A 22,109-nucleotide genomic window follows, 5' to 3' on the forward strand; every position below is an offset into this window, starting at 1 on the left:
AGAAGAATCAAACTTTCTCAAAGTCCTCACTTACGTTGAGCAAGTTATTGTCATCTCCTCTAACCCCCTTTGTTGTTTAAAAAAGTTGTTGACTAGCAGTGCAGAGCGGCGAAAATAACTAACCATTAAAAATCTTTAAAAAGCTGGTGTAATTTGCTTTTTTGATTTTCAGTTGTTTATTTTCAATTCCACTCTGCGGTACTAGTTGAGTCCTGCTTGGAAGGAAACTTATAGGCTTACTAGCCCATACTTACGCCATACTTACGCAAGAATCGCTTCGGTTCCAGTTGCGTTTGCAACTGGAGGTAGGGGTAGTGGGGTGGCAATTGCAGGTACAGCACCGCGGCCACCGCCGTCGCCTGGTAATACGGCTGGACCTAAAGCCCCTACACCAGCAGGAAGGTCTGCACCTAAACCTAAGAAATCTTGTCCCGCAGTTAGAATGGTATTAGCCTTACCTGCGGAAGTAGCACTGCTACCTTGAGGACCGGAGACGCTTGTTCCCATTAAGAGCGATCCCTTGTTAGCATAGTTACTAGCAGCAAGTTCAAAGTCAGCCCCACCAGTCACTATTTCTTGTTGTTGATCAGATAAAGCAACAATTAAATCGGATGCGTTGATTTGATTTAACACAATTATTAGCCTCACTTACGTAATTAGGCGTTCCATCACCTAACAACTCAACTATAAGCATTGTTGCCTAAGAATTCATAAACCTACGGGTAGAAAATAAAGTTTGCAAATTTACCTCTAAAAGTAGAGACAAAATACTTTTTAATTACTAGAATAGTATTATTAAAAGATTAATCCTAGCTCACATAAAATCTGCACAATGTATATTTGTTGTTTTTACAGAAAAGTCCGAATATATGAATTTATTCGGATTTCTACTCAACAGAAAATTAAATATCTATGTTTTTAGATATCTCTAATTTCAGAAAAATCATTTTGCTAGATCAGGAATTATTCAGTAATGAGAGAGTAACTGATTCAACAGATAAGCACAGGTAGCACTACCGATAGGAACTGTTAAATTATCTATGCCCAAAAAAGAAAAGGCTTCTAAAATCGTGGCGATTACGGCGACAATTAAGGAAACCATCCAAGTTTGCCAAATATCACCTTGAGTAACCAGTAAAAGAGTTACACAAATAAAATAACTAATTAAAGTCACTGTTAAAGAACCTTCCCAGCTTTTTTGAGAACCAAAAACCACATATTTATGTTTACCAAACCGTTTCCCAATTAAAGCAGCTAATCCATCTCCCCAAGCCATAGTCATAATTCCTAAAACAGCATATTGGGGTTGGTGTAAATACCAAAAAATACCCACTAAAACACCTATACTCACAGCATAGAAAAATGTTCCCAAACTTTGACGACCGACACTATTAATACCAGGAAGAATAGGGAATTGATAAGATAACAAGGTGATAATACCCGCAAAAATTGCCGCAGTAATTCCCACAAAAGAGGGAATATCTAACCACCAAGCAATTAAAATTACGTTACCTGTGCCAATATGCACGATTTTACGAATGATTTCCGGTTCACTATCAGTAAAACGACTAACTACCCAAGCAATGCAGATAATTAATCCTACCCAAGCCGCAGCGGGGGCAATTTGCAGCGACAATGGGGAAAGGTTTTCTAAGCTGAGGAATGTGTTAAACAATGAGGGAATAGAGGTATTTTTAACTTTAATTCTACTTTATGAGCTTTGGACATGAAAATATTATTGATTTGGCTAATTAAGGGTTATCGTTTATTTATTTCTCCCCTGTTTCCCCCGACTTGTCGCTTTCAACCTACTTGTTCCATGTATGCAATTCAAGCTATTGAACGGTTTGGGGTATTTCGGGGTAGTTGGATGGCTATCATGCGGATTTTACGCTGTCATCCTTTTCATCCAGGAGGTTATGATCCTGTTCCAGATGTGAAAGCTAAATCTTGTTGTGAACATGAAGAGTGAACACGGATTTAAGGGATTACTGGATTACACGGATACTTTGTTGAAGATATACAAGTTAAGGAAATGTAGGTTGGGTTGAGCGATAGCGAAACCCAACCCCTCCCCGCAAGCGATGAGGGGGGCTAAGATGTACCTTATATGATTGGAAATCGCTGTAAGTTCTCTGTTCCCTTGTCATAACAATAATTTTTAATGTCTACCTACTTAGTTGTATAATACTTTATAGTCATTTAAAATAACTAAAAAAATGCAGCCTTTTAACAGTACATGGATTGGTATTATACTGGGCTTAATCTTTGTCACGATGCCATCTGTTGCTAAAGCTAATGATCCAGGTCTTTGTTTCATTGTGACATCCTCTGGGAAAAAGATCAGTTTAGGGGAAATGTGCAAAGTCCAACAACCCATAGAAACTGTTTTGCGGATACCAATTAAACGTCGGGCGGCGAAGACTCCGATTATAGATGTTAGATTTAATGGTAATCAGATTTTTGAGATGGTTTTTGATACTGGTGCAAGTGGTATTTTGATCACTCAACAAATGGCAAATGTCCTCAAACTCAAGGCTGGAGAAAAAATCAAAGCTAGTATTGCCGATGGTAGTATAATAGAACTGCAAACGGGGACAATTTCATCAGTAAGTGTTGGTGGTTTGGTTGTGAATAATCCTAAAGTTGCTGTTGCGCCTAAAGCTCAAATTGGTTTACTGGGTCAAGCCTTTTTTGATAAATATGATATCAAGATTTTTGATAAATACATAGAATTGCACCAGCGTTAAAAAAGAGTTAAAAATTAGCAATTAAAATGCGACCTTATTACCAAATCCCGATTATTGAATGTGGTGAACCTTTAGTTAAGATTCCTCTAGAATTGTTTGCGGTGGCATCTCCTCACCCTTATCAAAAGTTAGGTGCTAATTATGGCGGAAATTCACCTTATTACTTGCGTCAAAGTGTTGTTGAAAATTTAATTCAGGCGCAAAATCATTTACAATTACTACATCCCCATTGGTCTATTCAGATATTCGATGCTTATCGGCCTGTGGCTGTCCAGCAATTTATGGTAGATTACAGCTTTGGGGAAGCGTTGCGAGAACGGGGTTTGACAGAAAAGGAATTATCACCCCAGCAACGGGAAGATGTATGGAAGGCGGTTTATGAAATTTGGGCTGTACCCAGTTTAGATATGAACACCCCTCCTCCCCACAGTACGGGGGCTGCGGTGGATATTACTCTAGTCAATGATGTTGGGGCAATTGTGGATATGGGTTCACCCATTGATGAGATGTCCGAGCGATCGCATCCAGAATATTATATTCATAGTCATCAAGGCTATAATACTAACCGGCAATTATTACGGGATGTAATGTTAAAAGCTGGATTTCAGCGCAATCCTAGAGAATGGTGGCATTTTTCTTTTGGTGATCAAATGTGGGCTTGGTTATATAATCAATCTCATCCTGAAACTGTGATGACAGCCCGTTATGGACGATTAAGTTAAATGAATTTATGTTTCGCGCAATCTCTAAGAGAGATCCCGCAGGGTAGGTACAAAGGAGCAAAGGCGCAAATTTTGAGATTTTCAATAGGTTGTGTTATAATTCTTGGTGATGCTAGTAGTCTGTCAAATTTATTTTGACGGGTTTTTGGTAGTGCGGGCATACTTCGACAAGCTCAGTACAAGTCTTGCCCGCGTGAGCGAGACTCACACTACAGTCCATCATTTTTATCTTGACAAACTACTCGTGAAGTTTTTATTTCACAGTTGATGTTGGAGAGGTGTCCGAGTGGTTGATGGTGACGCACTCGAAATGCGTTTTGGGGAAACTCAACGGGGGTTCGAATCCCCCCCTCTCCGTTGATGCAAATAATGATTATTGCGGCTTTTCTTCCTTTTGCTGATGACTTTCCGGCACTTGATTTTGGTTTATTTCTACAGTCGGGACGACTACAGCCGAAGAATTTTCTGGTTGAGATTCCTGGGGTGGGGTGACTACGGGATTAGATTCCGGTGCAGTATTTTCTGGAGGTGGAGAAGCTTTCTGGGATTCTTTAGCGTCACGCAGGGTATCCATTAAGGATGGTGAAGAAGTCACAACCGGTGTTGATTTATTAATTGTAGTATTCGGGGTTGGAGTGGGCTGAGAGTTGTTATTCTCAGGGGCTTTTTCTTCATCACTACTATTATTAGTAGGGGTTGGTTCTGGGGAAACAGGAGTATTTTTGCGTTTTCTCCTGACTCTCAGTGGTACAGATTCATTAAAAGAGGAATTTTGAATTTTTTGATTTGGAGATGATGGTGATATTTCCACGACAGGTTTGGGTGGAATAGATTCGGAAGTAGATTGTTTAATAACTGGTTTAGGTGATGATTGTAAATTAGGTTTTGATAATATCCGCGTCATACTAAAACCTGCCGTAGCGGCAATTAAGGCAATACTAATGCTCACAATTCCCTTCGATACACCTGCTTTTTTGCCTGTATTTGCGACTTTTGGTGGTGTAGCAATAGGACGGGGAGTAGCTTTTTTGAGGAAATTTTTGGATTTTAAATCCGATAAATTAATAGTCTGTACTGCTTGAGTCGCTAAAGTTGATGATGTCACATTTAGCCCATTTCCCGGTAGTAGTTGCAGCCATTCTGCTACTGTTGTCGGACGAAACTGAGGTTCTACAGCCATTCCTCGGCTAACTGCTTGATTCACAGCCCCACTCAGATGAGGTTGTAATTCACGGGGAGAGGGCATTTTTTCCCGATCTCGCAGTAATGCAGGTATAGGAACTTGTGCAGTTAACAGTGCATATAAAGTCGCTGCTAAACCATAAACATCTGTAGCTGCTGTTCGTTGTGCTTGAGTTAGATACTGTTCAATGGGTGCATAACCTTCACTGACTAAACCTGTATGTGTCTGTTTTGCTCCGTTATTAAATTCTCTAGCAATGCCAAAATCAATTAGCACTACTTCCTGCGTTCCTTGACGCAAAATAATATTATCTGGTTTAATATCTCGGTGCAATAAACCATTATTATGTACCACCTGCAATGCCGCGCCTATTTGACGGATATAATGAATGGCTGTAGCTTCCGGTAGGGGTATTCCTGGTAAAACAAATGCTGCACCTAAGGTGTCTCCGCGAATGTATTCCATCACCATATAAGGTAAACTATCTTCCTCAAAAAAGTCACTTACCCGGACAATATGAGGATGAACACAAGCGGCTAATCTTTTAGCTTCATCTTGAAATTGGCGCTGGAACTTAGGGAAATCGGGATGTTGTCGCAACCTCTCATTGATAGTTTTCATCACCACTTCTTGACCTAAATAGTGGTGCATAGCTTTAAAGGTAACACCAAATCCGCCCCGCCCTATTTCCTGGAGGATGGTATATTTTCCATTCTGCAAAATTGTGCCTGCTAACATAGGGTTTTTCAGTCTTAAATGAGCAGATAATTAACTGGGTTATAGCACTCTTAGGAACGCAAATTTAATAACCTGCAATTCTGATTTGATCGGAAATGGTGCATTAGGCTTTGCTTTAGCGTAGCCATGGTCGCATAGCTTTACACACCCTATCTTTTACACTTTATTTAATCCACACTCCTGACCTATTATGACAACGGTTTTTGATTCTGATGAAATATTGTGCGATATGGCGGTATGCACTTGAATAAACTACATCATAACCCCCTCCTCGCTCTTCGAGGTGGAGGTTGGGGGTGGGTTGATCTTTAAAGAGCTTGTTTTGGCGAGAAAAGTTCTCGACTCAACGGTAAAATATCCGGAATTAACTTCCCAAAATCAGAAAAATCTGCCTAACTTTCCCTCTAAAATCAATGCCCTATTAAGTAGGTTGGCGTTGAAAACTGTCGTTATAGCACTAGGCAATAGGCAATACTTCGACTTCGCTCAGTAACCAGAGGCAAGAGTAAAGAGTAAAGAAGTTTTCAGCGATTTTACGTTTCTTTACACAGTTTGGTTTTATTGTGTTCACCTACTTACCATCTTCCCTGAGTATCAGTCATAATTTCTGAATATTTCTTTTTTTTAGCTAAAACAGAATCCGATGTTAAATTCATTGATCATGATCAATAAAAATTTATGAACTCTCAACCAGAAGAAGATTTGCAGCGTCGTCTCCAAAATCTAGCAGCAGAAATTAAATCTGCTGGTGTTAATCCTCCGCAACCAGAAGCACAGACACCTCTGACAGGGTTTTCTCAATGGAACTTGTATTTACAAAGATCCAGAAATTGGTTTAATAGTTTATCAACAATTAAAAAGCTGGCAGTCACAGGTATTGTCATGTTGTTAACTGTTTGGATGGTGCAAACAGTATTTGCTCTAGTTGCTTCTGTTATGAGTCTAGCGATGTTGGCAGTGTTAGTGTATCTTGGATACAAATTTTTTATTGCTAATAGAAAGGCAAAATAAGCAATAGCCTATTTTAATCATGCCAATAGTCGCGTAAAAAAAATCACAGGTAATTATTCAATGGCAAATCCAATGATCGGCAAAAGTAGTAGTCAGTCTAGCCGCTCCAAAGAACCGAAGAAAGCTAAAATTACACCATTAGCAACCAGGCGTTTTGTGGCTTGGACGGTGGAAATCACCCTCTTTATTGCCAGTGGTTTAGTTCCTTATGCTTTGGGCGTGTATGTAAATTCTCGGAGTGAGATCCAGCGAGTTCCTCTTAACCCTGTTCTCGTAGTCACAGAAAAAGCGATCGCTAGACCCCTCGCATTACCTGTCAGTTACGGTATTCGCAACGTCGCTTGGCCGACTAATATCTTATGGACATTAGCCCTATTATTACCCACCAGCTTCGGTGCTTGGCAATTATATTTATTAGCTAAAACTGGCAGCACCATTCCCAAACGGTGGTTTAGAGTGCGAGTAGTAACCGCAGCCGGAACAGCCCCAGGCTTAGGTGCAATCATAGTTAGAGAAGGATTAGGGCGTTGGACAGTACCAGTTTCTGCCGCTTATCTACTCTGGCGTTACAGCTTTATTTTCCCCAACTTAGCTCTGTTTACATCTTTAACGATGTTAATGATCCTAGCAGAGTCTAAGGGCTGGACTGTCCAAAAGCATCGCCGCTCTTTCCATGATCAAATAGCAGGAACATACACAATAGATGCAACCAGCACGGTTAGTCATCCTGGGGAGCAGTCAACAATAAACGAAGCTGATGTAGATAGTGCTGCAACTCAAAAATCTAGTTCCACTCCAGTCCCCAAAAATAATTCTTATCTCAGTCTGTTTTTGGTAGGGCTGACTAGTATGATTGCTGTACTATCAACTTTAGTCGGTACACAAATCTATATCCAAACCCAAGAAAGCCAACGGAGAAGCGAACAAACTAATAGTCAAAAGTTTATCGAACTCATCAAAGCACTAAATCCCAGCAGCGGTGTTACTAATGAAGATCGACAAAGAGCAGTGTTAGCCTTGGGGACTATAGATGATAAACAATCCATCAAATTATTAATTGACTTATTAGTCAAGGAAACAGACCCCAAAACCCTGGATACTATTCAACAAGCTTTAACTAATACTGGTTTTAAAGCTATCCCGGAATTAAACCGGATGAATCAGTTTCTCGCGGAAGAACTAGCATCTATGGGTAAAAGTCCTAATTCGGACATTAGACAAAACCAGTTAATTCTGACTCAGCAGGTAATTAATAAAATTCTGGCTGTCTATAGTGGCAAAATTAACAATATTGACTTGAGTAAAGCTGAATTAGGTTCTCAAGCATCTGGGGGAAAGTCCTTATTTAACCTGGTATTAAACAACATTGATTTATCAGGAATTGTCTTGAAATCGGCAAATCTTAACCAAGCTAATTTCCAAGGTAGCCGTTTTCGCAGCGTCGGTGAAGATGGACGTTGGGATACTTACGATGATGTGATTGCAGATTTAAACAACGTCCAGTTAAAGGCAGCTAATTTAAGTAATACTAACTTGAGCCGTGTTTCCATGAGTCGGAGTGATTTAAGTCGGGCTAATCTCAACAAAGCCAACTTATCCTACACCCGCTTATTTGCTGCTAATCTCAGTAGTACCCAGTTAGTAGGTACAGATTTACGAAATGCGATTTTAGAAAATGCCAGCTTGATAAATGCAGATTTAAGCAATGCTAATTTAACAGAAGCAAATTTATATGCTGCTCGTTTAGTGCGTGTTTCTGCTATTGGGACACAATTAGCTTATGCAAATTTAACCAAAACTGATTGGCAAGGTGCAGATTTATCTGAAGCCTATTTAGATTATGCTAATCTCAGCGATGCTAACTTAACTGCTACTCGGCTGACTGGTGTTAGTTTGCGTTCCGCTAACTTAGAAAACGCCAATTTGCAAAATGCTGATTTAAGTCGGGCTGATTTACGAAAAGCAAATGTGGACGGAGCAAATTTTCAAGGTACAATCCTCTTTGCCGGTAAACAAAATCCCGCAGATCAGTTTGTGGAAACACCTGATATTGGTTCTCAAAATGCCTCAATCAAAGGAGTAGATTTTACTAAAGCTAAAAATTTAGATCCTCAACAACTGGCATTTATTTGTACTCAAGGTGGACTACATTCTCGTTGTCCATAATGGTATGAGGGGATGAGGCGCAACCCAACAAATGCGTTGGGTTTCATGCTTCAACCCAACCTACGAATCAAGGCTTTTTTCAAGGCGAAGGTATTGCTAAGGGTTGTTTGAAAAGTATTATATCAAACCAGTAATCTCCAAAAACCTAACCCCCCTACCCCCCTTCCCTGCAAGGGAATGGGGGTTTTAAAGCCTCTCCCCTTGCAGGGGAGAGGTTTGGAGAGGGGTCAGTCTATACATTCAAAACTTTTCAAACACCCTCTAAGTTATATTAAATACAGATTGTGTCAGGAGTAGGGTAATGAAGCATTTTCAGTGTTGGCTTGGGGTAATGGGAATGGGAACCGTTTTGAGTTTAGCTGTAAACTCTCAACCAGTACAAGCTCAAGTAGCTTATGGTAGCTATGTTGGTATTGGTCCAACTGTGGGATTGACAGATGGTACGCAATTGGGTGGAGTCCTGGCTTTTCGTTACAAGTTACTAGAAACACCCATTTCTTTCCGCGCTCAAGCGTTAATTGGTAAAGGCACAGCCATAGTCCCGACTGTTTCCTATGACCTCCCTCTCAACTGGCAAACTGATGTTTATTTAGGTGCTGGTTTAGTCTTAACTAGTGGTGATACAGCTTCTCCTGTAGGTAATAAAATTAGCTTTGCTTTGCAACCAGGCATTGATTATGTTATTCCTAATAGTAATACTGTGATTTTTGGTAATGCTATTATTGCTTTTGATGCCTACCGGAATACTGGTGGTACAGCTTTATCTTTACAAGGTGGAGTTGGGTTAAGGTTTTAATTCGTCATTTGTCATTGGTAATAATTTTTTAATTTTTGAGTTCTTGAAAAGATGGTGCTGAACCGAGATGAACCGAGAAAAATTAGAGTTTTACTTAACAGACCTAGAAACTCCTGTAGGTAAGGTAATTAGTGTAACTATTGCTTTATTGGTTTTAGTATCTTCGGGAATTTTTGTCGCGGAAACCTATGATCTCTCTCAAGAAGCTCGCTGGCAGTTAAGAGGATTAGATGATTGCATATTAATGATTTTTGCTGGGGAATATTTACTCCGCTTATGGAGTACAAAAAATAGAATTAAATATATTCTGAGTTTTTATGCAATTATTGATTTAATCTCAATTTTGCCATCTTTTATCGGATTGGTAGATATTAGTTTTATTCGGTTATTCCGCTGGGTGAGAATTCTCCGTTTACTGAGATTTATTGATAAAAAATTTTTATTTGGTAGTATTAGTAATGAAGATAGTGTAATTTTTGCCAGAATATTATTTACTTTATTTGCTATAGTTTTTATTTTTTCTGGCTTCATTTATCAAGTTGAACATCCAGTTAATCCTCAGAATTTTGATACTTTTTTAGATGCCTTTTATTTCTCCGTTGTCACAATGACAACGGTGGGATTTGGTGATGTGATTCCCATTTCTGAATTAGGTCGGTTACTGACAGTATTGATGATTTTAACAGGAGTGGCTCTGATTCCGTGGCAAATTGGCGACTTAATTAGACGATTGGTAAAAACTGCAAATCAGGTGGAAACTGTTTGTCAAGGGTGCGGTTTAGCGTTTCATGATACAGATGCTGGATTTTGTAAAAGGTGTGGTAAACAATTGATAATTGATAATTGAAAATTGTCGTCATAGCACTAGGCAAGAGGCAAGAGGCAAGAGGCAAGAGGCAAGAGGCAAGAGGCAAGAGGCAAGAGGCAAGAGGCAAGAGGCAAGAGGCAAGAGTAAAGAAGTTTTCAGCGATTTTACATTTCTTTACACAGTTTGGTTTTATTGTGTTCACCTACTTAGGTCAATTTTCTCCAGTAGGAGATTCAAAATTCACATCTTCATAGACATCTTCTATCGGACAGTGAAAATCTACACTTGCTAAATGCACATTTTCCCCTTGTCCATAACTGTAAAATCCCCACTGTCCCTCGGAATTACGCCGGAAAATGTCGAAATTTACCCGCGTTTGACTTATCAACACATATTCCTGAAGTGATTCTAAATTTCGATAGTCAGCAAATTTATCACCTCTATCAAAGGCTTCTGTTGTGGGAGATAAAACTTCGATAATTAAACAGGGATAACGCAAAAAGTTATTAAAGGCTTTATCTTTTTGGTCGCAACTGACTATGACATCAGGATAGTAATAGGTATTAATTGATTCAATATGTGCCTTGGTATCGGCAATGTAAGCTTGACAGCCACGGCCACGCAGATGATTTCTCAGCAGAGAAGCAATATTGAGTGTAATAATGACATGAGTATTACTAGCCCCTGCCATTGCGTACACTTCTCCGTCTCTGTATTCATGCTTAATAGGGCTGGTTTCTTCCCCTTGGAGATATTCGACGGGGGAAAGATAGTTATAGCTGGGAGTTGCAATCATAGATATCAATTGGGTGGTAATTTGGGGTGTGCTTCCGAGTATTTACTGACTGTGGCAGAAACTTCTGGGTTATAAAGTCGCAGATAATTCCAATAATTACCAAAAACTTGCCGAACATAATTTTTAGTTTCATCAAAAGGAATTCCTTCCACAAACTCATCTGGATCTTGTTTGGGGATGGTTTGCAGCCATTTGGCAACGTTACCAGGTCCGGCATTATAACTAGCGATCGCTAACATGGAATTATTGCCGTACTGTTGATGGGTATAATCTAAATACCAAGTCCCCAACATAATGTTATCGCTGGGATTTTCTAGATTAATTTTTTTAAAATCTAAACCGATTTGTGGGGCTATCCATGCCCCTGTACTGGGCATAATTTGCATTAAACCAGTTGCACCAACGGGGGATTTAACTTTCGCCTGAAAGCGAGATTCTTGGCGCATTAAAGCCGTAACTAACAGGGGATTAAGTTGCCGGGAAGTAGACCATTTTTCAATTTCTTTAAAATAAGGAAAGGGATAACGGGCTTGCCAATAAATAGCTTGTTGACTTAAAGCTGCATATTCGGCTTTTTCAGCGGGTGTTTCTCGGTCTTCTAATTTAGCAATTTTGTCAATACCAATGAGATATTCACCTTTAGTTAATTTCATCAATCCTTCGGTAAATTGTTCCGCGACACTAGGCTGATTTTTATTTTTAAATTCTGTTTCCCATTGCAACCAGGCATCACGATCTTGCCCCAGCAAATACAATTCATGAAAAGTCTCAGAACCCGCTGGTGGAACAGGACGTTGCGGGGGGATAATTGCCGGATTCATCACGCGCAGATTGTTAAAATCTCCCACATTTAAACCCAAAATACTCGCAGAACGCCAGGCATAATAAGAGTAAGGAAATTCACTAATTACAGACTTATAAGCAGTAATAGCTTCCTGTTGCTTGCCTAGTGTCGTTGCCCATTTACCTACCCAAAATCCGGCTCTAGGGGCTAAAATACTAGTTTTGTTATTAATAGTAATTGGTTGCGCCCATTGCCACGCACCTAGATAGTCGTTGTTTTTAGCTTTAGTTTGGGCAATTTTCCAGCGAAATTCAGCGGCTTCATCACTGCTACTATATTTACCTACTAATAATTTCCATGTTGTGTTAGCTGATTGATTATCTTTGAGACTATCCAGCAAAGTCCCTTTTTTAACTAATGCTTGAGGTGCTTGATCAGGAAATTGACTAATTACTTGGTCGAGATAGATAATAGAGTCTTTACCCGTAGCTATGTCGGACAATCTTAATAGGGCTATAGCTGTTTCTTTGGCTGTGGGAAACTTTTGTAGCAGTTGTTTATAAACTTCAATGGCTTGATCTTGTTCTTTATTTAATTGTAATCCTCTGGCGATGCGGTAGAGGTTGGTAGCGGTTTTTGGTGCTTGAATATAAGCATTTTTAGCTTTGGTAAATTCATTGTTATCCCAATAGACTGAACCAATCAGTTCCCAATCTGCGGGTTTGAGTTGTGGCTGTTTTATTAACTGATTTAATACACCCACAATTCCTGGTTCGTCAGCGGCGTATTTAGCTAAGATTAATTGTAACTTAGGCTGATTAGGATTATCTTTTAAGCGTTTGCGGATAATTTCCCAAGTGAGGGGATGGGAGGGAAATTGAGCGATCGCTTGATCAGACAATTTTGGTTGAGCGATCGCATATATAGCTTTAACTGCGGCTGCTTCTTTACCATATTCCTTTAACACCCTGCGGCGCAAATCGGAAGCTTGCTTATCTTCGCCCAAAATATCATGAGCCTGGGCTTGTTTAAGTAAAATATAAGGTGCTAATACAGGATAATCTTTTTCCAGTCCTGTCAATAAACTCAGGGCTTTTTTCCCTTGAGAAGTTTCTACGTAATCACAAGAGAGCAAATAACGGGCGCGTTCTCGATCTGGGGAACTACCTGTTTGAGCAATTTCCGTGAGTTTTGTTAATCTTTCTGGTACAGATTGAGACAATAGAGAAAATACAACTGACTTAACTTTGGTAGCCTCAGATAGTTTTTCCGGCTTACCCTGACTCAAGTTCAACCATTGACTCACGGTTTTGCCAACTTGGGGGGCTGACACCATTGCCCCGGCTAAAAAGGCACATAGTCCAGCGCCCGCAAGTAGATAAATTTGTGTTTTCTGTAGTTTTTTGAACATTGATACTCACTGATTGCCTAGTGTCTCACGGGGAAAGTTGGCGATTAATCTTCTGGCAACTTTATCATTAGGGTAACATCCCTGACCAATTTTTACGGCTATGATGCAGGACTTTCCGCCTATTTGGATAAATATAATCTCTCTTCGAGTTTGTGGCAATGGGTCGAAATGGCAAGCAGTTATTATGGCGTTAATATTTTATGTACACTACTATTGGTCAATTATCTGATTCCACTTGTTTAATTACCTCTAAAGGTAACTCTAATACCTCTGCAATTTGCTCATCATTTAAGCCAAAATACCGTAATTTATCAATTTTTTCTATCTGAGTTTTATTCTGATCTTTTTGCTTTAGTTTAGAATTACCAGCATGACTTTTATCTGGTTTAGTTTTAGGTTGTTTAGAACCAAGATTTATACAGCCAATTAAATTACTATTAATTTTACTATTATCACCCAAAGAAATATTCACATTTCCCTGTCGTTCTAGAACTGATTTAAGATTACTTTTATCAACTGGTTCATCAAAAATATCAGATAACATTTTTAAAAGTTCGTAACCTACATCCTTTGCATGACCCGCGCTACAACCACAATCTTCAGCAATATCAGCATACTTTTGATGCTTTAGTGTCCCCTCAATAACTCCACGCTGCAAGTCGTTGAGATGATTGCCTGTGTTGAGATAGACAGCCTCATCCACAAGTTGTAGTAGTTCGTTAACCTGCATGGCTAAAAATGTAACGCGACACAAGTAATGATAGCAGACTTTATCCGTATTTTTCAGACTTTTTCCGTCTGTTTGTAATTTTTTTTTGCGATCCGCTTTTTTCCGCTTTTCAGGTTTGGGTAAGTGGTGTAGGATAACCGAAAAGTAACACAAAAAATTAAGTATGCTTCAACCAGTTCTTGATCAATGCCACATTGTGCAGACAAAATTAGAAAATCTGCTTCAAAAAACTGTAGCTTTATCTAGTCAGGTTTACCAAGTTGGTTTTTTTGATTTTAATGCGTTTAATTTAGAATCAAAGGTTCGAGATATAGAATCACAAGTAAAAGCAATTGTACAGGAGAAAGAATCAGCTAAAAAAGCAGTTGAGACAACAAAAAATAGTTTACAGAAAATCAAAGTTACTCCAAAAGTATTGGAAGAGGTTAAATCAATTAACGAAATACTTGACCAGATTAACACCACGCCTACTGTGATTGACAGCTATTTAGAAGATATGTCGACATTCTTAGCATCAAATAATTTATTTGGTGCATTTATGAACTTGATTAGAGGAGTGCAATATGCACTTCAATCAATAACTATATCAACTATTGAGATTGCAAATCTAGTAGTTACTCCTGCTCTTGGAGAGACCTCTTCTTTCTTCTCTCGTCTTTTATCTGGAACCCGTCAAAAACTTCTGGGGGGGAGATAGAAACAATAATTAAAAATTCAGATTCTACTGATAATTATGGTGAAACACTTGCAGAGTAAAGTTCATGAAATATCACACCATTATTTCAGATCAAACCCTTGAAGGAGTTTTTAAGAAATGAGTATGGCAAATCCATTCCAAAAAAAGTTATTAGACTGGCAAGCTCAACTAAATGAATTGGAAACAGAAATCAATTTACTTAAAGATGTAACTACCTGGAATTTTCCATGTAAACTTATCAAAAAAGAAAATGTAGATGATTTGTATTCAAGAATAGATAGGATAGAAAGTCAGATCAGTAGTGCAATCAATACTTTCTCAGCTAGAAGTTCCGAAGACTCTGACTATGACATTTATCTCTCTAAAATGTCTGAAGCAATTCTAAGGGTCAATAATTTAAGATATAAGTTATTTAAAAAAGATCCTAAAAAGTATCTTGAAGAGTTTCAAACATCCAGACATGATCGACAGGTATAATTATCTAAAATCAAGTTTTGATTTGCGTGATAGTTTTGTAGGGTGTGTTAGCGATCGCGTAACGCACCTTCTTTGTATTGTTGCTAACCTACCCTATAGTTATAATTTCTCTCTCTGGTAGTATATTAGCTAAAAATATGACATAATTAAAAATATAACTAATCTAAAAAGGATTATCAATAATGACAGTAGTTAACTTACAAATTCCCTTTGAATCATTAATTGCGGCAATTTCGTCTCTCAATTTACAAGAAAAACATCAACTTTTAGAATTTCTAGAAGAACAACTTTTAGAAGATGAAGAAGATTTAATAGAACAAAATTCCCAAATTATTTCCGAAATTGCAGAAGCTCGTCAAGCTTATCAAAATGGGGACTATCAAACAATTCAAGAATATAAAAAATAAACTTAAATTATCAGATTTTAGTGATATAATTAGAGCAAATAATTCTCTTGATAATACTATGTCCGTCAACGTAATCAAAGAACATATTGAAATCACTCCTGGTATTTGTGGAGGAAAACCTCGCATTGCTGGACATCGGATTCGAGTTCAGGATATTGTGATTTGGCATGAACAAATGGGAATGTCTCCTGATGAAATTCTCTACCATTATCCTAGTATTACCTTGTCTGATGTCTATGCTGCTTTAGCATACTATCATGATCATCGGGAAGAAATTAGGCAACAAATATCAGAATCAGAGGCTTTAATCCAAGAAATTCAAGCACAAACTCCTTCGATTCTGCAACAAAAACTGAAAAAACGCAATGATAGAGAGAATTAAATTTCATTTAGATGAAAGTGTTAGTAATGCGATCGCGTTAGGTTTACATCGTCGAGGAATCAATGTTACTACAACGTCAGAAACCGGATTAATGGGTGTATCAGACAGAGAACAAATTGCTTTTGCGTTATCTGAAAATCGGATATTGATTACTCATGATGATGATTTTGTTATTCTTCATCGTAGCGGTATAACTCATGCAGGAATTACGTATTGTGATCAGAAACGCCGTTCAATTGGTGAAATTTTAAATACTTTAATTCTGATTTGGGAAACACTTGAACCAGGAGATATGAAAAATCAACTTGAATTTTTGTGAAAATTAAATTGCTTTTGATTCCAACACAGTCAACCACTATTCAAATAATTGAGTTAGGCATTCATCGCGGGTAAAATTAAAATGGTTATCAATATCACGTAAAATGGCACTAAGAGGTTGTTTGAAAAGTATTATATGAAACCCATAATCTCCAAAAACCTAACCCCCCTTCCCCCCTTCCCTACAAGGGAATGGGGTTTTTAAAGCCTCTCCCCTACCAGGGGAGAGGTTTGGAGAGGGGTCTGTTTCCACATTAAAAACTTTTAAAACATCCTCTAAGAGTCCCAATTTTAATTGGACTATGATTAGGAATAGTAATGTGATGTTTACCATTTTCTTGAGTTGTCAATCGAATATGACTACCTGTTTGGTGATCAATAACATATCCTAATTTACTTAAAGCTTTAACCAGTGCATCCCCTGATAAGTCTCTGGGTAACTTCATGAAGCAATTACCTCATCACGAACAATATGTAGACGAATCAATTGAGGACGATTTGGCTCATCAGGATAATGACAATGAACGGCATCTTTAATCAATTCTCGCAGTTCTGGAAGACTATCAGCTTGGGTAAATATTGATTGATTAACTGCTTTAGCAATATAACCACCTTCCTGATCTTCTTCCACCAAAAAAATAATTTCTTCTATGTTCATACACCGTAACCCACCATTTACTATTAATACCAAATTTTTACTAATACAATTCTAAACAATCCAGATTGGGATTATCAAGCAATTTTTGAATTGCTTCCACCCCAGAACGCAGTAGAGATTCAACTACTTGTGTTGGTGCATTTCCACAGCGTAACCATATAACTTTAGGTGGAGAACTATACAAACGGCTTCTCTCTGCAAAATCTACATCTTGAGTAACGATACAAAAATCATTGATCTTAGCAAATTCCCAAATTTCAGTATCAGTTTTTTCTGCTAAATCATGAAGCTGAACATGACTAGAATCAGAAAAAATATCTGCTAATCGAGTTATTAATTTACGACTCAAATTTTGGTCAAAAAGCAATTTAAAACCGCACCTACCGTAGCAACTAAACGATGTTCACGGTCAGCAGCAAATTCTAGACAAGCTCTAATATCGTCTTCTGTTAATTCGGGAAAATCCTCTAATATCTCTGCATAAGACATACCAGATGCTAACCAACCTAAAATATCATAAACTGTGATTCTCATCCGGCGAATACAAGGTTTACCACCCCGCTTATCTGGCTCAATGGTAATAATATCTTGATAGCTCATATTATTTAATCTCTCTAACTTTATAGTATTTTAACATCTTTTGCTTCAGGTTTAAGATATGGTTGGCTAGGCTGTGGCAATCTTCGATTTTGCAACAAAAATTGAAAAAATTATCTTATCCTGGCAAATCTAATCTGAGTTTCAGTGACTACTACAAAACTATCTGCTAACTGTTCCTTATACTGCTCTAATACCTGTTGTAAAATATAGATTTTATTGGCAGAACGTTCATTTTCCAAACGCAGAAGAATCACACCTCGATGAGGGTATTTATCCCGATAAACTTTCTCGCCAAAATCTTTGTCGCTAGTAATCAAAATCCAATTTTCATCAAAGGCCTTTTGAATAATTGTGTCATCATCTATTCCCCGTGCTTGTTCATAAACTGAGAAAACTTCATGACCTTTTTCAAGTAACCAGCGAGCGACAGTCACACCTGTATTTTCATCTACTAAAAATCGCATCTAGGCAATCTCCGCAATCAAAGGCATGAAACTGGTACTTTCTAGAGAGCGAGATGCAAATAATAAACAAGCTCGAATATCTGCTTCTACTAAACCTTCATATTCTTCCAAAATTTCTATGACTGTTGCACCGTGTGCAAGGAGATTAAGAATATACTCGACGGTTAAGCGTGTACCCTTAATTGTCGGCTTTCCAGCCATTACTTTGGGATTTGTAGTAATACGATTCAGTATTTCTCGTTCTATCATATATTCTCAAGTGGTAAGTAATAGTTTTTGCCGTTGGTTTGAACATCAGTAAGTAGGTGGGCGGAGGAAAATCAAAATATATTTCGTTTTGTGAAATGGCTAAAACTCAACTACAATAACGCATTGAGGTAAATTTACATATCGTTACACATTTTGGTTATTTCACGTCCACCTACTTAAAACCTAACAAAGCCTCTCAAAACATGACATTCAACAATCTAACTCATTAATTATATCACTCAAACACATAATTTTGGATTTAAATTAATTAGTAATACCTAATTTAGACAATACAGTATTTTCGTATTTTAAATCACAATTTAAACAAAAGTTAATAATCAATCCTTTCACCCCTCAATCACCCGCACATAAATAGCCCGTGCTATTTCCCGATCTATAGTCATAGATAAACCACCACATTTAATCACAAAAGTCGGAAATTGCTGTTCTACAGTAATGGTATTCCCTGTTTTAATGCCCATTAATATCAGCTTTTTTCTAATTATCTCATCTTGACTTTGACAAACAGTAACTATCCCACAATCGCCTGCTTTCATCAATTCTAAAGAACAACCCATAATAGTAAAAGGGGTAAACATTGGATTATAAAAATAAACGGTGAAAATTGAAATGATGAAAGATGATAAACATCCTCCATCATTGTGAAATTGAAAGAGTTCAGTAATGCTAAACCCTGACAGATATTGTATTAAGCAAGATAAGGTTCTTGGTGAGTCTTGATTGTAGAGTTAGACCGAGGATAGGTAACACATAATAGAGCGAATCCTTTGCCTATTTGCTCATCATCTAGGAAGGATTGATCGTCTTGATTGATTTCACCTTCAACAACCTTACCTACACAGCTAGAACAAGCACCGGAGTGACAGGAGAAAGGTAATTCAATCCCAGCTTCGTCTGCTGCATCTAGAATTGTGGTGTCTTCGTCACATTCAATTGTGGTGTCGAAGTCTTCTTTTTTGCTGATCAATCTTACTTGGTAGGTCGCCATTTTTTAATTCTCCTCAAACGTGAATGAAGTGAGTTTTTGAGTTAGTTAAGTTTCCCGGGCTGAGTTCAAAATTCAAAATGAAAGGCTTATTTTTTGAACTTTGAACTATTGGCCGCAAGGTACACCAGTGGGAGTACCATCATCTGTTTTAAAAGACTTGCCACAACCGCAGGTATCAGTTGCATTGGGATTGGAAAACTTGAAGCCGCTGTCCATTACTCCCTCAACAAAATCAACTACCACACCTGCTAATAAAGGCGCACTTTTAGCATCAACGTAAATCAACACATTTCCTTGTTGAGATACGACATCATCAGGTTGGGGCTTACTGGTAATTTCGATGCCATACTCGTAGCCGCTGCAACCACCATCTTTAACCGAGATGCGGACACCCTTTTTAGCGTCTTCGGTTGCAGAACCTTTTAAAAATGCCCGCAGACGAAATTCAGCCTTTTCTGTTAAAGTAACAGTCATTTTGTTTCCTATTCTGTAGCGAATATTCTGATTTGGAATGTGGATTTGAAAAAAGAGGTACTTTATACCCTTGCAGTTTGAGATTGGGAGTATCTCCAAGGGGCAGTATTACCACAGACTGGACAATTGCGATCGCGGTGAGAACGGCGTTTAGCAAATTCCATTCGGTTCAAATCAATGGTCAGCAACTCTGACAACAGCGGTTGACTAAAACCAGTAATCAGCTTCACAGCTTCCAAAGCCGTCAAACAAGCCAAAGTCCCAGAAACCGCCCCCAGCACAGAAAAACCGCGCCGATCCCAATCAGGCTTTTCTGGAAACAGGCAGGATAAACAAGGTGTGACACCAGGAATAATCGTGGTGAGATACGCCTCCATTCCATCCATAGCCGCCTCTACCATGGGCTTACGCCAGCGCACACAGGCTGCATTTAACAAATTGCGTTCAGTGAAATTATGAGCGCAATCCAAAGCCATATCCGCCGACTGCACCAACTCATCCACATTTTCGGCGGTAATGTAATCGTGAACTACATCCACTTGGACATCGGGATTGATGGCTTTAAGTGTTTCTTGGGCTTTAAATACTCTAGGTTTACCCACCCAGTCGTCAGTCATCAAAACCTGACGATTCATATCATCCAGCCGCAAATCTCCACCCCGGACTAGGATTAGCCGCCCAACACCCGCTACTGCTAGGTAAAGCGCCGCCGTACCACCTAATCCACCCACACCCGACACCAAAACAGTCGCTGACTTCAGGCGTTTTTGAGCCACTTCGCCAAAATTAGGAAGCATCATTTGGCGACTATAGCGTTCTAATTCGGTAGGCGTTAGGTTGATCACTTTTTAACTCCTAATCTGAGGTGATTTCTGTCAGGGTGACAACATTTTTTCGCTTATCATTAAACACCTTGAACAGCTTTTGTTCATGGGGTGTAGATTCTATAAACACCTGATAAGCTTGTTGCAAGGCTGTGCAATATTTCTCTAATCTTTCTTCGTCACTTATCTGAGGATAAGTATCATCAATTTGACTCATGAACTGAGAAAACTTTTTCAAAATATGTAAACGATTAACATTTACAAATTTTTGGTCGTAGGGCAGATTAAAGAAGATGAAAAATTCTTCTGCATCTACTAACTTCTTGAATTCATCAATATTGGTACTCATTTAGAATTCTCCATTTTTTTGAGTTGTTGCTTGAGTCCATCTAACTGACAGTAGATTTCGTAAGTTTCCGCAGCAACATCCATTAGTTTGTGGTAGTCTGTGGGCAAACCTTCCGCTAAATCATGCAGATCCATTTTCATTTGACCTGCTTTGCTATTTAGCTTTTTGATCTTGGTGGTGATTTCCTCAATTGTCATATTTTTTGTCCTTTGTCAGTTGTCCTTTGTCAGTTGTCAGTTGTCAGTTGTAATTTGCTATAGAAGAGAACAAATTTGAAAGTTTCCTCTAACCACTAACCACTGACCACTGTACGGGCGAAGCATTTGGAGAAATATTTTTGGCAATGACCGATAATTTATCTTCCAAATGCTTCGCCCCTACTGACAACTGACTAATTAAAGATTGCCAACTTCGGGGAAACGCTTGGCTAAATCAATGCCTTTTTCCACAAACTTTGTGCCTTCTTCGTCTAATTTATCGAAGGAATCAAAACCAAAACGATGGGCATCACGTAAGGTTTTTACAGTTAATAATAAGCGTCCAGAAAATATTAAAGCCCAGCCAAAACCCTCATGTCCTAATTCCACAACCACATTAGAAATGAGTCCGGTTTCCTTTTCAATACTGGATGCTATCGCTCGAAAAAAAGCATTTATTCGGGAAAGAGTTGCGGGATCAATTTCACCTTCTACGGAAATTTCCCGTTTCTTTTGTTTAGTAACAATATAGGGTTTGAGGATTAATTCATCAGTCCAACTCCGGTAAAAACCATAACTATCTTGCGCCCGGATTTGTTGAACTAATGATTTATGGAAAGGAGTTAAAACTACCTCTGAATTGTTACCAGTTCCATTCACATCATTTATGCTCATAATGTTGCTTCGTTTTCAAGTTCTTCAGCAAAACTAAGTTTTTTCTGTCCTAAAGCTTTCCGTAACCAAGGTGGAGGATTACCCTTGAGAGTTTTGACTAATTTGTTGAGAATATCTTCAATTTTTTCCTCTTCAGATTTAGCCTTAACTGGGGTTACACTCTTTTTAATTAAACGAGCGGCTGCACTACCACCAATAGCGACAACATAAACAATTGTGCAATCATTCAGTGCTTGTAGTTTGGGGGTAATTTTATCTTCATTACCATCTTCCTTCAAATCACCTTCAAACTTGAGAGTTTCAACGAATTCATATCCGTTATCGGAAATTTCATAAACATCAATTTCCTTAGCCCAACCAAAGTGAGCATTAACATGAATTCGGTCAGTTGTCGTAAAAGCAATTTTCACTTTCATTTGTCCTTTGTTGGTTGT

General features: G+C 38.5%; 32 protein-coding genes and 1 tRNA gene. 13 read left to right on the forward strand and 20 right to left on the reverse strand.

Annotated elements, in window-relative coordinates; translation table 11 throughout:
* Nucleotides 1–261 precede the first annotated feature (261 nt).
* A complete protein-coding gene (locus FJR08_RS01870; protein ID WP_168631960.1) occupies nucleotides 262–633 on the reverse strand; it encodes a CTB family bacteriocin in 372 nt (123 codons plus the stop codon).
* 334 nt (nucleotides 634–967) lie between these two features.
* Entirely contained in the window at nucleotides 968–1,675 is a 708-nt protein-coding gene (locus FJR08_RS01875) for a diacylglycerol/polyprenol kinase family protein (protein WP_168631961.1), read from the reverse strand.
* 51 nt (nucleotides 1,676–1,726) lie between these two features.
* On the opposite strand from FJR08_RS01875, the gene yidD reads away from it, so the two are divergent.
* The 4 genes from yidD (at nucleotide 1,727) to FJR08_RS01895 (ending at nucleotide 3,829) form a co-directional block, all read left to right on the forward strand.
* Nucleotides 1,727–1,972: a membrane protein insertion efficiency factor YidD gene (gene yidD, locus FJR08_RS01880; RefSeq protein ID WP_168631962.1), complete on the forward strand. Its 246-nt coding sequence runs from the start codon at nucleotides 1,727–1,729 to the stop codon at nucleotides 1,970–1,972.
* A 247-nt stretch (nucleotides 1,973–2,219) separates the two neighbouring features.
* Nucleotides 2,220–2,750, forward strand: a complete 531-nt coding sequence (locus FJR08_RS01885; protein ID WP_015081352.1) for a TIGR02281 family clan AA aspartic protease — start codon at nucleotides 2,220–2,222, stop codon at nucleotides 2,748–2,750.
* Nucleotides 2,751–2,776: 26 nt separating this feature from the next.
* Nucleotides 2,777–3,472, forward strand: coding sequence for a M15 family metallopeptidase (locus FJR08_RS01890; protein WP_168631963.1), 696 nt, complete (start codon nucleotides 2,777–2,779; stop codon nucleotides 3,470–3,472).
* Nucleotides 3,473–3,744: 272 nt separating this feature from the next.
* Nucleotides 3,745–3,829: transfer RNA gene (locus FJR08_RS01895), tRNA-Ser, on the forward strand.
* Between the two features lie 16 nt (nucleotides 3,830–3,845).
* Here the strand turns inward: FJR08_RS01895 and FJR08_RS01900 are convergent.
* Complete coding sequence (locus FJR08_RS01900) at nucleotides 3,846–5,393, reverse strand: protein kinase (RefSeq protein WP_168631964.1); 1,548 nt, start codon at nucleotides 5,391–5,393, stop codon at nucleotides 3,846–3,848.
* Between the two features lie 678 nt (nucleotides 5,394–6,071).
* Between FJR08_RS01900 and FJR08_RS01905 the strand changes: the two genes are divergently transcribed.
* From FJR08_RS01905 to FJR08_RS01920, 4 genes are all read left to right on the forward strand, one after another.
* Complete coding sequence (locus FJR08_RS01905) at nucleotides 6,072–6,404, forward strand: hypothetical protein (protein ID WP_148762454.1); 333 nt, start codon at nucleotides 6,072–6,074, stop codon at nucleotides 6,402–6,404.
* Nucleotides 6,405–6,464: 60 nt separating this feature from the next.
* On the forward strand, nucleotides 6,465–8,570 hold the full coding sequence (locus FJR08_RS01910; protein ID WP_168631965.1) for a pentapeptide repeat-containing protein: 2,106 nt from the start codon (nucleotides 6,465–6,467) through the stop codon (nucleotides 8,568–8,570).
* A gap of 301 nt (nucleotides 8,571–8,871) precedes the next feature.
* On the forward strand, nucleotides 8,872–9,366 hold the full coding sequence (locus FJR08_RS01915; protein ID WP_168631966.1) for a hypothetical protein: 495 nt from the start codon (nucleotides 8,872–8,874) through the stop codon (nucleotides 9,364–9,366).
* A gap of 67 nt (nucleotides 9,367–9,433) precedes the next feature.
* Complete coding sequence (locus FJR08_RS01920; protein WP_168631967.1) at nucleotides 9,434–10,213, forward strand: ion transporter; 780 nt, start codon at nucleotides 9,434–9,436, stop codon at nucleotides 10,211–10,213.
* Between the two features lie 172 nt (nucleotides 10,214–10,385).
* Here FJR08_RS01920 and FJR08_RS01925 read toward each other — a convergent pair whose 3' ends face one another.
* From FJR08_RS01925 to FJR08_RS01935, 3 genes are all read right to left on the reverse strand, one after another.
* A complete protein-coding gene (locus FJR08_RS01925; RefSeq protein ID WP_168631968.1) occupies nucleotides 10,386–10,970 on the reverse strand; it encodes a Uma2 family endonuclease in 585 nt (194 codons plus the stop codon).
* A 5-nt stretch (nucleotides 10,971–10,975) separates the two neighbouring features.
* Nucleotides 10,976–13,165: a transglycosylase SLT domain-containing protein gene (locus FJR08_RS01930; RefSeq protein WP_168631969.1), complete on the reverse strand. Its 2,190-nt coding sequence runs from the start codon at nucleotides 13,163–13,165 to the stop codon at nucleotides 10,976–10,978.
* 217 nt (nucleotides 13,166–13,382) lie between these two features.
* Nucleotides 13,383–14,048, reverse strand: coding sequence for a hypothetical protein (locus tag FJR08_RS01935; RefSeq protein WP_254435662.1), 666 nt, complete (start codon nucleotides 14,046–14,048; stop codon nucleotides 13,383–13,385).
* 10 nt (nucleotides 14,049–14,058) lie between these two features.
* On the opposite strand from FJR08_RS01935, the gene FJR08_RS01940 reads away from it, so the two are divergent.
* From FJR08_RS01940 to FJR08_RS01960, 5 genes are all read left to right on the forward strand, one after another.
* Nucleotides 14,059–14,592, forward strand: coding sequence for a hypothetical protein (locus FJR08_RS01940; protein ID WP_168631970.1), 534 nt, complete (start codon nucleotides 14,059–14,061; stop codon nucleotides 14,590–14,592).
* Nucleotides 14,593–14,709: 117 nt separating this feature from the next.
* Complete coding sequence (locus tag FJR08_RS01945) at nucleotides 14,710–15,069, forward strand: hypothetical protein (RefSeq protein ID WP_217357467.1); 360 nt, start codon at nucleotides 14,710–14,712, stop codon at nucleotides 15,067–15,069.
* A gap of 182 nt (nucleotides 15,070–15,251) precedes the next feature.
* A complete protein-coding gene (locus FJR08_RS01950) occupies nucleotides 15,252–15,476 on the forward strand; it encodes a hypothetical protein (protein ID WP_168631972.1) in 225 nt (74 codons plus the stop codon).
* Between the two features lie 58 nt (nucleotides 15,477–15,534).
* On the forward strand, nucleotides 15,535–15,858 hold the full coding sequence (locus tag FJR08_RS01955) for a DUF433 domain-containing protein (RefSeq protein WP_148766892.1): 324 nt from the start codon (nucleotides 15,535–15,537) through the stop codon (nucleotides 15,856–15,858).
* The gene (locus tag FJR08_RS01960) at nucleotides 15,842–16,177 is read left to right on the forward strand and encodes a DUF5615 family PIN-like protein (RefSeq protein ID WP_148762470.1); all 336 of its coding nucleotides are present in this window, start codon (nucleotides 15,842–15,844) and stop codon (nucleotides 16,175–16,177) included. Before FJR08_RS01955 ends, FJR08_RS01960 begins: the two co-directional genes overlap by 17 nt.
* 253 nt (nucleotides 16,178–16,430) lie before the next feature.
* Here FJR08_RS01960 and FJR08_RS01965 read toward each other — a convergent pair whose 3' ends face one another.
* From FJR08_RS01965 to nifX, 14 genes are all read right to left on the reverse strand, one after another.
* Nucleotides 16,431–16,622, reverse strand: a complete 192-nt coding sequence (locus FJR08_RS01965) for a type II toxin-antitoxin system HicA family toxin (RefSeq protein WP_168631973.1) — start codon at nucleotides 16,620–16,622, stop codon at nucleotides 16,431–16,433.
* Nucleotides 16,619–16,834: a 2-oxoisovalerate dehydrogenase gene (locus tag FJR08_RS01970; RefSeq protein ID WP_168631974.1), complete on the reverse strand. Its 216-nt coding sequence runs from the start codon at nucleotides 16,832–16,834 to the stop codon at nucleotides 16,619–16,621. The genes FJR08_RS01965 and FJR08_RS01970 overlap by 4 nt, the downstream gene beginning before the upstream one ends.
* 40 nt (nucleotides 16,835–16,874) lie before the next feature.
* Entirely contained in the window at nucleotides 16,875–17,183 is a 309-nt protein-coding gene (locus tag FJR08_RS01975; RefSeq protein ID WP_254435663.1) for a DUF5615 family PIN-like protein, read from the reverse strand.
* Entirely contained in the window at nucleotides 17,180–17,434 is a 255-nt protein-coding gene (locus tag FJR08_RS01980; protein ID WP_168631976.1) for a DUF433 domain-containing protein, read from the reverse strand. Before FJR08_RS01980 ends, FJR08_RS01975 begins: the two co-directional genes overlap by 4 nt.
* A 110-nt stretch (nucleotides 17,435–17,544) precedes the next feature.
* Nucleotides 17,545–17,898 carry a DUF5615 family PIN-like protein gene (locus FJR08_RS01985; RefSeq protein ID WP_168631977.1) on the reverse strand — a complete coding sequence of 118 codons (354 nt, stop codon included), beginning with the start codon at nucleotides 17,896–17,898 and terminating at the stop codon, nucleotides 17,545–17,547.
* A complete protein-coding gene (locus FJR08_RS01990) occupies nucleotides 17,899–18,147 on the reverse strand; it encodes a DUF433 domain-containing protein (RefSeq protein ID WP_148762479.1) in 249 nt (82 codons plus the stop codon).
* Nucleotides 18,148–18,494: 347 nt separating this feature from the next.
* Nucleotides 18,495–18,746 (reverse strand): FeoA family protein, encoded by a 252-nt coding sequence (locus FJR08_RS01995; RefSeq protein ID WP_168631978.1) that lies wholly within the window; start codon nucleotides 18,744–18,746, stop codon nucleotides 18,495–18,497.
* Nucleotides 18,747–18,856: 110 nt separating this feature from the next.
* A complete protein-coding gene (locus tag FJR08_RS02000) occupies nucleotides 18,857–19,156 on the reverse strand; it encodes a 2Fe-2S iron-sulfur cluster-binding protein (RefSeq protein WP_015081336.1) in 300 nt (99 codons plus the stop codon).
* 105 nt (nucleotides 19,157–19,261) lie between these two features.
* Nucleotides 19,262–19,630 carry an iron-sulfur cluster assembly accessory protein gene (locus FJR08_RS02005; protein WP_015081335.1) on the reverse strand — a complete coding sequence of 123 codons (369 nt, stop codon included), beginning with the start codon at nucleotides 19,628–19,630 and terminating at the stop codon, nucleotides 19,262–19,264.
* Nucleotides 19,631–19,692: 62 nt separating this feature from the next.
* Nucleotides 19,693–20,475, reverse strand: a complete 783-nt coding sequence (locus FJR08_RS02010) for a ThiF family adenylyltransferase (protein ID WP_168631979.1) — start codon at nucleotides 20,473–20,475, stop codon at nucleotides 19,693–19,695.
* Between the two features lie 10 nt (nucleotides 20,476–20,485).
* Nucleotides 20,486–20,803: a nitrogenase-stabilizing/protective protein NifW gene (nifW, locus tag FJR08_RS02015; protein ID WP_015081333.1), complete on the reverse strand. Its 318-nt coding sequence runs from the start codon at nucleotides 20,801–20,803 to the stop codon at nucleotides 20,486–20,488.
* On the reverse strand, nucleotides 20,800–21,000 hold the full coding sequence (locus FJR08_RS02020) for a CCE_0567 family metalloprotein (protein WP_015081332.1): 201 nt from the start codon (nucleotides 20,998–21,000) through the stop codon (nucleotides 20,800–20,802). The genes nifW and FJR08_RS02020 overlap by 4 nt, the downstream gene beginning before the upstream one ends.
* Nucleotides 21,001–21,198: 198 nt before the next feature.
* Nucleotides 21,199–21,675, reverse strand: a complete 477-nt coding sequence (locus FJR08_RS02025) for a NifX-associated nitrogen fixation protein (RefSeq protein WP_174782955.1) — start codon at nucleotides 21,673–21,675, stop codon at nucleotides 21,199–21,201.
* Nucleotides 21,672–22,091, reverse strand: a complete 420-nt coding sequence (nifX, locus tag FJR08_RS02030; protein WP_148762487.1) for a nitrogen fixation protein NifX — start codon at nucleotides 22,089–22,091, stop codon at nucleotides 21,672–21,674. Before nifX ends, FJR08_RS02025 begins: the two co-directional genes overlap by 4 nt.
* Nucleotides 22,092–22,109 lie beyond the last annotated feature (18 nt).

Origin of the sequence: Dolichospermum sp. UHCC 0260 (assembly GCF_009711985.1) — a bacterium.
GTDB lineage: Bacteria > Cyanobacteriota > Cyanobacteriia > Cyanobacteriales > Nostocaceae > Dolichospermum > Dolichospermum lemmermannii.

What these genes read in the sequence shown, in the direction of transcription:
- FJR08_RS02025 (WP_174782955.1), bottom strand. Translation starts at nt 21,675, where the DNA reads ATGAGCATAAATGATGTGAATGGAACTGGTAACAATTCAGAGGTAGTT.
- FJR08_RS01910 (WP_168631965.1), top strand. Translation starts at nt 6,465, where the DNA reads ATGGCAAATCCAATGATCGGCAAAAGTAGTAGTCAGTCTAGCCGCTCC.
- nifX (WP_148762487.1), bottom strand. Translation starts at nt 22,091, where the DNA reads ATGAAAGTGAAAATTGCTTTTACGACAACTGACCGAATTCATGTTAAT.
- FJR08_RS02000 (WP_015081336.1), bottom strand. Translation starts at nt 19,156, where the DNA reads ATGGCGACCTACCAAGTAAGATTGATCAGCAAAAAAGAAGACTTCGAC.
- FJR08_RS01990 (WP_148762479.1), bottom strand. Translation starts at nt 18,147, where the DNA reads ATGATAGAACGAGAAATACTGAATCGTATTACTACAAATCCCAAAGTA.
- FJR08_RS01965 (WP_168631973.1), bottom strand. Translation starts at nt 16,622, where the DNA reads ATGAAGTTACCCAGAGACTTATCAGGGGATGCACTGGTTAAAGCTTTA.
- FJR08_RS01890 (WP_168631963.1), top strand. Translation starts at nt 2,777, where the DNA reads ATGCGACCTTATTACCAAATCCCGATTATTGAATGTGGTGAACCTTTA.
- FJR08_RS02020 (WP_015081332.1), bottom strand. Translation starts at nt 21,000, where the DNA reads ATGACAATTGAGGAAATCACCACCAAGATCAAAAAGCTAAATAGCAAA.
- FJR08_RS01885 (WP_015081352.1), top strand. Translation starts at nt 2,220, where the DNA reads ATGCAGCCTTTTAACAGTACATGGATTGGTATTATACTGGGCTTAATC.
- FJR08_RS01905 (WP_148762454.1), top strand. Translation starts at nt 6,072, where the DNA reads ATGAACTCTCAACCAGAAGAAGATTTGCAGCGTCGTCTCCAAAATCTA.
- FJR08_RS01945 (WP_217357467.1), top strand. Translation starts at nt 14,710, where the DNA reads ATGAGTATGGCAAATCCATTCCAAAAAAAGTTATTAGACTGGCAAGCT.
- FJR08_RS01985 (WP_168631977.1), bottom strand. Translation starts at nt 17,898, where the DNA reads ATGCGATTTTTAGTAGATGAAAATACAGGTGTGACTGTCGCTCGCTGG.
- FJR08_RS01955 (WP_148766892.1), top strand. Translation starts at nt 15,535, where the DNA reads ATGTCCGTCAACGTAATCAAAGAACATATTGAAATCACTCCTGGTATT.
- nifW (WP_015081333.1), bottom strand. Translation starts at nt 20,803, where the DNA reads ATGAGTACCAATATTGATGAATTCAAGAAGTTAGTAGATGCAGAAGAA.
- FJR08_RS02005 (WP_015081335.1), bottom strand. Translation starts at nt 19,630, where the DNA reads ATGACTGTTACTTTAACAGAAAAGGCTGAATTTCGTCTGCGGGCATTT.
- FJR08_RS01995 (WP_168631978.1), bottom strand. Translation starts at nt 18,746, where the DNA reads ATGTTTACCCCTTTTACTATTATGGGTTGTTCTTTAGAATTGATGAAA.
- FJR08_RS01925 (WP_168631968.1), bottom strand. Translation starts at nt 10,970, where the DNA reads ATGATTGCAACTCCCAGCTATAACTATCTTTCCCCCGTCGAATATCTC.
- FJR08_RS01915 (WP_168631966.1), top strand. Translation starts at nt 8,872, where the DNA reads ATGAAGCATTTTCAGTGTTGGCTTGGGGTAATGGGAATGGGAACCGTT.
- FJR08_RS01980 (WP_168631976.1), bottom strand. Translation starts at nt 17,434, where the DNA reads ATGAGCTATCAAGATATTATTACCATTGAGCCAGATAAGCGGGGTGGT.
- FJR08_RS01930 (WP_168631969.1), bottom strand. Translation starts at nt 13,165, where the DNA reads ATGTTCAAAAAACTACAGAAAACACAAATTTATCTACTTGCGGGCGCT.
- FJR08_RS01920 (WP_168631967.1), top strand. Translation starts at nt 9,434, where the DNA reads ATGAACCGAGAAAAATTAGAGTTTTACTTAACAGACCTAGAAACTCCT.
- FJR08_RS01950 (WP_168631972.1), top strand. Translation starts at nt 15,252, where the DNA reads ATGACAGTAGTTAACTTACAAATTCCCTTTGAATCATTAATTGCGGCA.
- FJR08_RS01960 (WP_148762470.1), top strand. Translation starts at nt 15,842, where the DNA reads ATGATAGAGAGAATTAAATTTCATTTAGATGAAAGTGTTAGTAATGCG.
- FJR08_RS01900 (WP_168631964.1), bottom strand. Translation starts at nt 5,393, where the DNA reads ATGTTAGCAGGCACAATTTTGCAGAATGGAAAATATACCATCCTCCAG.
- FJR08_RS01940 (WP_168631970.1), top strand. Translation starts at nt 14,059, where the DNA reads ATGCTTCAACCAGTTCTTGATCAATGCCACATTGTGCAGACAAAATTA.
- yidD (WP_168631962.1), top strand. Translation starts at nt 1,727, where the DNA reads ATGAAAATATTATTGATTTGGCTAATTAAGGGTTATCGTTTATTTATT.
- FJR08_RS01970 (WP_168631974.1), bottom strand. Translation starts at nt 16,834, where the DNA reads ATGAACATAGAAGAAATTATTTTTTTGGTGGAAGAAGATCAGGAAGGT.